The sequence below is a fragment of the Flavobacterium aquidurense genome (assembly GCF_002217195.1).
GTDB classification, from domain to species: Bacteria; Bacteroidota; Bacteroidia; order Flavobacteriales; family Flavobacteriaceae; genus Flavobacterium; species Flavobacterium frigidimaris.
The window spans coordinates 107,210-116,346 of sequence record NZ_MUGR01000018.1; the positions used below are offsets into that span (position 1 = coordinate 107,210).

The following is a 9,137-nucleotide window of genomic DNA, read 5'->3' on the forward strand; positions in this document are numbered from 1 at the left end:
AATGGCTGAATTAAATACCGGCGACGGTGGAGGCGGAAAAGGTGGTAAAGTAAGAAGTAAAAAGCAGAATTCTAAAGTCGATTTAACGGCAATGGTGGATTTAGCATTCTTATTGATCACATTCTTTATGTTGACCACATCGTTGTCAAAACCTCAATCGATGGATTTGTCTCTGCCAGATAAAGATCCAGATCCTAATAAAAAAGAGGATACGAAAGTAGATGAGAATCGTACAATGACGGTTATGCTTGGCGAGGATAATAAAATGGTTTATTACATGGGATTGCTTGCAACTCCTAAAGTTGGACCTAAAGATATCGCTTATGGTAAAGACGGAATTCGTAGAGAATTATTGACTCAGAAGAAGGCAGTTTTAGCTTATTCTACAGCTTTAGGGAAACCTAAAAATGGAATTATAGTTATTATCAAGCCAACTAAAAAATCAAATTACCGTAATTTGGTTGATATTTTGGATGAGATGGCGATTTCAGGAGTAGAGACTTATGCTATTGTTCCTGAGTTTAGTCCGGAAGAGACGAAATTGATAGATAAAAAATAAGAGCAATCTTGTTTTAATCCTTAATAATCAAGAAAAATGAAATTAGATATAATTAAAAATCAGTGGCTTGATATCGTATTCGAAGGACGTAATAAGATATATGGTGCATATGAGTTAAGAAAAGCGAACCGTAGTACGACCGTAAAGGCACTTATCATTGGTTCGGTTATTTTTAGCCTTGCTGTTGCTGCCCCTCTTATTGCAAGCTTGTTACCAGATTCTGAAGAAGAGGTAGTGAATAATGATATTAAAATTGCGACAGTAAAAATTGTCCCTAAAAAGGAGGAAATTAAGCCAAACCAACCGCCACCACCGCCACCGCCACCAAAAGTGGATCAGGTGAAGTTTGTGAAACCAGTGGTTGCTAAAGCAAATGAGATTACTGAAGATCCACCAAAAATTGTGGATCTTAAAGATAAAAAAGTAGGTAACGAAACTATCAAAGGAGATCCGGATGCAGTTTTAACTGTAGATGAGCCAGTTGGTAAAGGTCCAGTTACTGAAATCATTCAAGAAGATAATAATGTTTATAATACTGCTGGTATCGAGGTAAAACCAGATTTCCCTGGTGGTATTGAAAAATTCTACAAATTCGTAGGAAACAATTATAAGACTCCTGAAGAGGAAGGTTTAAAAGGTAAAGTTTACGTTACTTTTGTAGTTGAAAAAGACGGTTCATTGACCGACATTAAAGTTTTAAGGGATATCGGTTACGGTACAGGAGCAGAAGCAATTCGTGTTCTTAAAAAATGTCCAAAATGGACTCCCGGCGAGCAAAATGGTAAAAAAGTTAGGGTTCTTTACTCTCTTCCTATTACTATTCAATCTGCAGAATAATGTTAAAAGATATGCTTAATAATATTCAGAAGAAATCGCTCAAAGAGCGATTTCTTCTTGTTTTAGGAATACTGTTTTTTTTAATATATCTTGTACTCGGTTTAATGATTATGTTTTGGAAAAAGCTTCCTTTAGATATGGAGCCTAAATACAGATATGCTTTTGGTGGATTGCTGATAGTGTATTCGGCAATTCGTTTCTTGAGATTAATAAATTCAAACGCAGAATAATGATGTTAAAATATAGTAAAGTTGTGGGTTTGATCGTTTTTGTTTTTTTGTTTGCCATGTGCAACCAAAAAAGTAAAAATGAATCTGATAAAGAAACAATTTTAAAAGGATCAATGGATATTACTGTCGACGAAACAATTAAACCTATCGTTGATGATCAGGTCGCTGTTTTTGAAGGTACATATTATGGTTCTAAAATTAATGTTACGCCTAAATCAGAATCTGAATTGATAAATGATTTATTGAATCAGAGAGCTAAAGTGGCGGTTACAGCCAGAAATCTTACAGAAGAGGAATTGGCAAGATTTAAAAAAAGTAAAATTAATCCAAGAGTTACGCCTTTTGCAACTGATGCTATTGCTTTTATTTCGAACAAAGGCAATAATGATACATTAATTGCGTTGAAAACGGTAATTGATTTTATGCAGGGAAAAACTGTTTCAGGATTTGAAGGTCTTGTGTTTGATAATCCGAACTCAAGTACGGTTCGTTACATGAAAGAATTGGCAAAAGTAAAAGATATCCCTGCTAAAGGTGTTTTTTCTTTTAAAACTAACGATGAAGTTATTAAATTCGTATCTGAGAATGATGGAATGATCGGAGTTGTTGGGGTGAACTGGCTTTCACAGCCTTCGCCAAAGATGGCCGATGTCATCAAAAAAATTAATGTTTTGGCTGTAAAAGGCCTGAATGATAATAAGTATTACAGCCCGACTCAAAATGACCTTGCTGAAATGAAATATCCTTTGGCACGTGATTTGTTTATTATAAATTGTCAGGGTTATACTGGTTTAGGAATGGGTTTTGCATCATTTATATCAGGAGATATTGGTCAGCGCATAGTCCTTAAATCTGGATTATTACCTGTAAGGACTCCGGGAAGGAACCTTAAAATTAGAAATCAAATTATTAACGATAAAGAATAAATTAATTACAATTAAAGATGAATAAATTTAAAATTTTTAGTCTTGCCTTAGTTGCTTCAGCTACTGTTGTAAAAGCGCAAGATATCAAAGAAGCTAAAAAAGCAATCGATGCTGAACAATTTCAAAAAGCAAAGTCATTGCTTAAATCAATCATCAATGCAAAACCTTCAGACGGAGAAGCTAATTTTGTTTTAGGTAATGTATATTTAAATCAGTCTATTGTTGATTCTGCTAAAATTTATTACACAAATGGATTGCAGGCATCTGATAAGAAAAACCTAAATTATATTGGGTTGGGTCAGATAGATCTTGATAGCAAAAATGCTGCTGCAGCCCAGGCTAATTTTGGTTTGGCTACAAAAGATATGAAACGTAAAGATGTAGAGGAGTTTATTTACATTGGTAGAGCTTATATCAACTCAACTAGTCCTGATTATACTGCTGCAATTGCTGTGTTGAAACGTGCGTTAGTATTGGAGCCGCAAAACGCAACTGCTCTTTTAACAATTGGTGATGCTTATTATGGTTCAAGTAATCAAAATGATGCTTACAAAGCTTACCGTGATGCATTTACTGCTGATCCAACACTTTTGAGAGCTAAAATGCAATTAGGTGTTTTATTAAAAGGAGCGAAGTCCTATGAAGAAGCAATTAAATCATTCAATGAAGTTATTGCGATAAATCCTAATTATGGTCCGGTTTACAGAGAATTAGCTGAGACATATTACAAATGGGGAAGAAATAAGTCGTCTACCGCTAAAGTTAATTTGCAAAATGCAATTACCAATTACGAGAAGTATTTAAGTCTTACAGATTACTCTTTAGATTCTAAAATGCGTCATGCAGATTTCTTAATCTTAGTAAAAGATTATAAAACTCTTGAAACTGTAGCGAATAAAATGATTGCTGAGGATAAAGTTAATCCAAGAATCTACAGATATTTAGGATATGCTGCTTACGAAAACGGAAATGTTGATGTGGCAATTAAGTCTATTGAAGATTTTATGAAAGTACCTTCAAATAAAGTAATCGGTAGAGATTATTTATATTTAGGTTTATCAAAAATTAAAAAAGGTACTAATGCTGAAGGTATTGTAGATCAGGCTGCTTTTGATGCAGGTATTGCTGATGTTAAAAAAGCAATTGAATTAGAGCCTTTAGTAGTTGAAGAGCTTGCTGATTTAGGAAAAGCTTTGTTTGGTAAAAAACAATTTGCACAAGCGGCTGCTGTTTTTGAACTTGCTGTTGATAACAAAGAATCTAAAAATTATTTAGATGATAATGTTTATTATGGTATCTCACTTTATTATGCTAATGCAAATAAAAAAGATGGTGCTCCGGATGCTGCTGCTTTAGGAAAAGCAGAGATTGCTTTTGACAGAGTTTTAGAGGCTTCTCCAACTTATGATGAAGCTTACTTATACAAAGGTAGAATCAACAACTTGTTAGAAAAAGATGATTTGATTATCAAAAACTATGAAGAGTATGTGACAAGAACAACTGCTAAAGGTGCTGAGGAATTGGCAAAACCTGCGACAGTTAAAAAAATAGTAGAAGCTTACAACAGTATTGGCGCTAGTTATGCTAATACAGATAAAGCTAAAGCTGTTGAATATTTCAATAAAACTTTAGTTTTAGATCCTGCAAATGCTTATGCTGCGCAATCTGTAAAAGCTTTAAAATAATATAAGATCTCTTATTAAATAGAAAGCCGATAGTTCTTTAGGACTATCGGTTTTTTTTGTTCCGTATTTAATTGACTATCTTTGCACTTTAAAATATAATAATGTTATCAAAAGAAATACAGTTAGAAGTAAATAAGGGAGCTATGTTGCCTTTAATGGAAGAATTTTATACCATTCAGGGAGAAGGCTTTCACACAGGGACTGCTGCTTACTTTATACGAATTGGAGGTTGTGATGTAGGGTGCCACTGGTGTGATGTGAAGGAAAGTTGGAATGCAGAATTACATCCGCCAACGAGTGTTGATTTAATTGTAAATAATGCCGCAAGTTCAGCAGATACTGTTGTAATAACAGGAGGGGAGCCTCTTACCTGGGATATGAGTTTATTGACTCAGGAATTAAAAAACAGAAATTTAAAAGTTCACATAGAAACTTCCGGAGCATATCCGTTAACAGGTATTTGGGATTGGATTTGTCTTTCTCCGAAAAAAAATAAACTCCCAACACAGACTGTTTATGATAATGCACACGAGCTAAAAGTGATTATCTATAATAAGCACGATTTTATTTTTGCAGAAGAACAAGCAGAGTTGGTAAATGATAATGCTATTTTGTTTCTTCAGCCCGAATGGAGTAAAAAAGAAGAAATGACACCGCTAATTGTAGATTATGTAATGAATAATCCAAAGTGGAGAGTTTCATTACAGACTCATAAATATTTGAATATTCCTTAAAGTATATAAAAAATCTCTTCTTTTGAAGAGATTTTTTGTTTGTGGTAAATAATACACAGTGTGTAAAAAAGAAACGCATTTTGTCTACGTCCAGTTCTTGCGTTTTTTTAAAGTTGTAATATGTGCCAGATGATGATTTGCGTGCCACGCATAAGTTCCTATCAATTGTTTTATTTTATATTCTGAATTATTTTCAGGATGAATAAAAGACTTTTGGAGATCTGTGTTAGATAAATTTCTCGGGATAAAAGTCAAGCGGTAATGTAATCCTTCCAGTAGAGTTAATGTAGGTTGAATGGGCATGTTTAAATTATCCGGTAATTCAGACCATAAAGTTTCATCGTATGGTTTTATTACTGGATTGTTTTCGGTCAGAGCCCATTTTATTCTGATATAACAATTCATATGACTCTCGGCACAATGATGAATCACTTGTCGGACTGTCCATCCGTCTGGTCGATACGGTGTGTTTAATTGTTCTTCTGTCAGATGAAGTGTCTCTTTTTTTAATCTTTCAGGAAAAGATTCAATTTCGTCAATTTTTGCTGAAAGATGTTGGGGGGTAAATTCAGTTGGGAATTCAAATTTCCCGATAGGATATTTTAATTTTTCTAAATCTGTTGCAGTCATGATAGTTTGATTTTCTTTTAAATTGAAAGTCGGGCAAGATAATCATAATGTTCTCCTTCTAAAATAAGCTCGCATTTTAGTCCATTTGCAATAGCTCCATTCTGAAGCGTGTTGTAGTCCAGGTACAACCAGTCAAAAGGTTCTTCTTTTTCTCCTTTATAAGAAATGTTAAAAACCAACTCTCCATAATAATCATTATTCGAAGGAATCCATTTTCCACCGTCTTCATCCTCGTCGAACATATAAATAATATCCGAACTGTCTAGTAAAATTTGCCCGCCTGGATTTAAAAGCGATTTTAGCTTGGTTAGGAATTTATTACAGTTCTCTAATTTGCCAAAAATACCAACGCCATTCATTAATAAGATAATCGTATCAAATTTTTCACCTTCAAAATCAAGTATGTTTTGAACTTTTGCATTTTTAACGCCGCGAAGTTTACAGGTTTCAATCGCTTTTGCTGAAATATCTATTGATGTAACATCCAAATTGCGGTCATTTTGTAAAGATAAACTATGACTTCCCGCACCACAGCCCACATCTAATGTTTTTCCAGTGGCTAATTGTAATGCTTTTTGCTCAATTTTGGGCATTTCATTGTGAGAACGAAATAAATAGTCAACGCTCATTTCGTCTTCTTCAGAAATTGTGGTTTCTGTAATGATATCTTCCGGCGAATTATTGGTTTGAAAATCGAACATCGCTTTTCCAAATAGATCTTTCATCGTATTTTGTTTCAAAGTTTAAGGTTTCAAGTTTAAAGTTGTTTAATTTTGCAAATCAACTTTAAAAAGTAAACTTGAAACAAATTTTAAATAACTTAAATAAGTTAGCCAAAGATAAGCATATCGAAAACAAAAAGTATTTTGATAAGCTGAAAAAGAAACAGCCTAAAAATTTAGATTACGTCATGCAGGATTTGCATGATGCTGAATTTAAAAAGACAGATTGTTTGCAATGCGCTAATTGTTGTAAAACGACAGGGCCATTATTTACTTTGGCAGATATCGAAAGAATCTCAAAATCTTTCAGACAAAAGCCTCAGCAGTTCATCGAGCAGTATCTCAGAATTGATGAAGATAAGGATTATGTTTTGCAAAGTGTTCCCTGTACTTTTTTGGATAATGAGAATTATTGTATGATTTACGATGTTCGTCCTAAAGCCTGCAGAGAGTTTCCGCATACAGATCGTAAAAAGTTTAATCAGATTACGGATATCACTTTAAAAAATGTTGCGATTTGTCCTGCTGCATACAATATAGTAGAGGAAATGAAAAAGAAACTTCCTTTGTAGGGCTAAAAAATGTAATTGTTTTTAGAAGCAATTCGTTTTTACTTTTTAAAATGTATTTTTGATTAACATCAGAAAAAAATATTATAATTATAACAAAAGACAACTGAAATTTGAATTTAGAATATTTCATAGCCAGAAGACTTATTACTGCCAAAGATTATAAAAGCAGTATATCGGCACCAATTATAAAAATTGCTATTTCGGCAATTGCTATTGGTATTATTATGATGGTCGTTTCGGTTGCTACCGGGATGGGGTTGCAACAAAAAATACGTGATAAAGTTTCGGCTTTCAATGGTCAGATTATTATATCCAATTATGACAATAATAATTCAGAGGTGACTTTGGTTCCAATTTCAAAGAAACAGGATTTTTATCCCAACTTCAAATCAGTTCCGGAGGTAAGTCATATTCAGGCCATCGCAACGAAGGCTGGAATTATCAGAACCGAAAATGCTTTTGAGGGAATAGTTTTCAAAGGAGTGGGGGCAGATTATGATTGGAATAATATAAAAGAGTATATTGTTGATGGTAAAGTGCCTGATTTTGCTAGAGATTTAAATGAAGAAGTTTTAATCTCAAGACTTCTAGCGGATAGACTTGATTTAAAAGTTGGGGATAATTTCAATACTTTTTTTATTAAAGAAGAACAGGGTAAAATGCCTAATAGTCGCCGATTCAAAATTGCGGGTATTTTTAACTCAGGATTTCAGCAATTCGATGCTAATTATATTATAGGAGATATCCGCCATATTCAGCGAATCAATAAATGGAGTGCGGATCAGGTTGGTGCATTCGAAGTTTTTGTAAAAGACTTTGATAATATAAAAACCACCGGTAATCAGATATACGAGCAAACTTCATCGAGCTTAGATACTAAAACCATAATAGAAAAGTACAGTTATATTTTTGATTGGTTGCAGCTCTTTGATTTTAATATCGTCATTATTTTAGGAATTATGATTTTGGTAGCTACAATAAATATGGTTGTGGCATTGTTGGTTCTTATATTAGAGCGCACCCAAATGATAGGGATTCTAAAAGCGATGGGAGCAAATAACTGGACAGTTCGCAAAATATTTTTATACAATGCATTCTATCTTATTATAAGAGGATTGTTTTGGGGGAATTTAATTGGTATCGCCATATTGCTTGTTCAGCAACATTTTGGGATAGTTCAGTTGAATCCTGAGAATTATTACGTCAATCAGGCTCCGGTTTATATAAATTGGGGTTATGTTGCTTTGTTAAATTTGCTTACCATAACAGTTTGTTTTGTCGTGTTGTTGATTCCGTCATATATCATCACAAAGATTTCGCCGGTCAAAGCCATTCGCTTCGATTAAACTTCAGAGATTTAGTCTTTAATTTTAAACCCGACAATCAAATGTTTTTAAAACCTGTCGGGTTTATTATTTGCAATATATAGGAGGTAATTTGTCCTGTTAAGCGCAGTCGAAGCCTATTCAGTGTATTCTTGGAATTTGCGGATTTGAATGAGGAGCTATTTCCTGCCGTGCGCTGCAATATTTTGTTTCTACCGATAGCTATCGGGACCGGCACAAAAGGATTTTCGCTTCCATCAAGGCTATGGCAGTTGTTTTTATGATAAGTATATCTATATATAGGAGGGAAAGAAACTTTGTGCCTTGTTGACTTCTCAAAACTAATCAAACCAATCAAAATGAAACTTTGTGCTTTAGCGTCTTGGTGGCAAAACCGGCTAAAGCTATAAAAGCTGTTACGCAGCATTGTTGCAAAAGTAATCGAAAAACCACTCAAAAAGCTGCGGAGTCTATAAAAACCGAATGTCTTTCATGGCTGGTATTGCTGAAAACACAATAGACTTCAGAAAATTCCTTAAAAGATAAAAAATGATGGTGCTCTAATATTGGTGTTATCAGAGTGTTAAGAAAAAGTTTCGAAAAACATTGAAATTATATAATGAAAAGTCTTGTAAATGTAAATAAAGGTGGTACTTTTGCACCCGCAACAACGAGAGACGTTCACTGAAATACTGGCAAGAGAGATTAATTAAAAGGAAAATTTATTTTCTGAAAAAGATTAAAGAAAGCTTGCGAGATTTGAAAACAGATGTTACATTTGCACCCCGCAAAACAACGGAAGTTCATTGAGATATTGGTTAGGAAATGAGAAGAAAATGAAAAGAAATTTTCTAAAAAAAAACTTCAAAATTTACTTGCCAGTTGAAAATAAATTTTCTACTTTTGCACCCGCTTTG

Annotated in this window: 10 protein-coding genes; 8 read left to right on the top strand and 2 right to left on the bottom strand. The window is 33.7% G+C overall.

The window, feature by feature from the left end; all coding sequences use genetic code 11:
• Position 1 precedes the first annotated feature (1 nt).
• The 6 genes from B0A67_RS10000 to B0A67_RS10025 all read left to right on the top strand — a co-directional run bounded on the left by B0A67_RS10000 (position 2) and on the right by B0A67_RS10025 (position 4,971).
• Positions 2 to 559: an ExbD/TolR family protein gene (locus tag B0A67_RS10000; protein ID WP_072964393.1), complete on the top strand. Its 558-nt coding sequence runs from the start codon at positions 2 to 4 to the stop codon at positions 557 to 559.
• A gap of 36 nt (positions 560 to 595) precedes the next feature.
• The gene (locus B0A67_RS10005; protein WP_072964394.1) at positions 596 to 1,396 is read left to right on the top strand and encodes an energy transducer TonB; all 801 of its coding nucleotides are present in this window, start codon (positions 596 to 598) and stop codon (positions 1,394 to 1,396) included.
• On the top strand, positions 1,396 to 1,626 hold the full coding sequence (locus tag B0A67_RS25175) for a hypothetical protein (RefSeq protein WP_026983456.1): 231 nt from the start codon (positions 1,396 to 1,398) through the stop codon (positions 1,624 to 1,626). The genes B0A67_RS10005 and B0A67_RS25175 overlap by 1 nt, the downstream gene beginning before the upstream one ends.
• A 2-nt stretch (positions 1,627 to 1,628) precedes the next feature.
• Entirely contained in the window at positions 1,629 to 2,552 is a 924-nt protein-coding gene (locus B0A67_RS10015) for a PstS family phosphate ABC transporter substrate-binding protein (protein WP_072964406.1), read from the top strand.
• A 17-nt stretch (positions 2,553 to 2,569) separates the two neighbouring features.
• Positions 2,570 to 4,237: a tetratricopeptide repeat protein gene (locus B0A67_RS10020; protein WP_072964395.1), complete on the top strand. Its 1,668-nt coding sequence runs from the start codon at positions 2,570 to 2,572 to the stop codon at positions 4,235 to 4,237.
• A gap of 101 nt (positions 4,238 to 4,338) precedes the next feature.
• Positions 4,339 to 4,971 carry a 7-carboxy-7-deazaguanine synthase QueE gene (locus B0A67_RS10025; protein WP_072964396.1) on the top strand — a complete coding sequence of 211 codons (633 nt, stop codon included), beginning with the start codon at positions 4,339 to 4,341 and terminating at the stop codon, positions 4,969 to 4,971.
• An 84-nt stretch (positions 4,972 to 5,055) separates the two neighbouring features.
• On the opposite strand, the gene B0A67_RS10030 is transcribed toward B0A67_RS10025, so the two are convergent.
• Positions 5,056 to 5,601, bottom strand: coding sequence for a YfiT family bacillithiol transferase (locus B0A67_RS10030; protein WP_072964397.1), 546 nt, complete (start codon positions 5,599 to 5,601; stop codon positions 5,056 to 5,058).
• Positions 5,602 to 5,618: 17 nt separating this feature from the next.
• Complete coding sequence (locus tag B0A67_RS10035; RefSeq protein ID WP_072964398.1) at positions 5,619 to 6,326, bottom strand: class I SAM-dependent methyltransferase; 708 nt, start codon at positions 6,324 to 6,326, stop codon at positions 5,619 to 5,621.
• A 74-nt stretch (positions 6,327 to 6,400) separates the two neighbouring features.
• On the opposite strand from B0A67_RS10035, the gene B0A67_RS10040 reads away from it, so the two are divergent.
• Together B0A67_RS10040 and B0A67_RS10045 are read left to right on the top strand one after the other, a co-directional pair.
• Positions 6,401 to 6,895 carry a YkgJ family cysteine cluster protein gene (locus B0A67_RS10040; RefSeq protein ID WP_072964399.1) on the top strand — a complete coding sequence of 165 codons (495 nt, stop codon included), beginning with the start codon at positions 6,401 to 6,403 and terminating at the stop codon, positions 6,893 to 6,895.
• A gap of 110 nt (positions 6,896 to 7,005) precedes the next feature.
• Positions 7,006 to 8,241 (top strand): ABC transporter permease, encoded by a 1,236-nt coding sequence (locus B0A67_RS10045; protein ID WP_072964400.1) that lies wholly within the window; start codon positions 7,006 to 7,008, stop codon positions 8,239 to 8,241.
• The last annotated feature ends 896 nt before the right edge of the window (positions 8,242 to 9,137 follow it).

Excerpts from the sequence above, each read along its gene's own strand:
- B0A67_RS10000 (WP_072964393.1), top strand. The coding sequence starts at position 2 with ATGGCTGAATTAAATACCGGCGACGGTGGAGGCGGAAAAGGTGGTAAA.
- B0A67_RS10005 (WP_072964394.1), top strand. The coding sequence starts at position 596 with ATGAAATTAGATATAATTAAAAATCAGTGGCTTGATATCGTATTCGAA.
- B0A67_RS25175 (WP_026983456.1), top strand. The coding sequence starts at position 1,396 with ATGTTAAAAGATATGCTTAATAATATTCAGAAGAAATCGCTCAAAGAG.
- B0A67_RS10015 (WP_072964406.1), top strand. The coding sequence starts at position 1,629 with ATGTTAAAATATAGTAAAGTTGTGGGTTTGATCGTTTTTGTTTTTTTG.
- B0A67_RS10020 (WP_072964395.1), top strand. The coding sequence starts at position 2,570 with ATGAATAAATTTAAAATTTTTAGTCTTGCCTTAGTTGCTTCAGCTACT.
- B0A67_RS10025 (WP_072964396.1), top strand. The coding sequence starts at position 4,339 with ATGTTATCAAAAGAAATACAGTTAGAAGTAAATAAGGGAGCTATGTTG.
- B0A67_RS10030 (WP_072964397.1), bottom strand. The coding sequence starts at position 5,601 with ATGACTGCAACAGATTTAGAAAAATTAAAATATCCTATCGGGAAATTT.
- B0A67_RS10035 (WP_072964398.1), bottom strand. The coding sequence starts at position 6,326 with ATGAAAGATCTATTTGGAAAAGCGATGTTCGATTTTCAAACCAATAAT.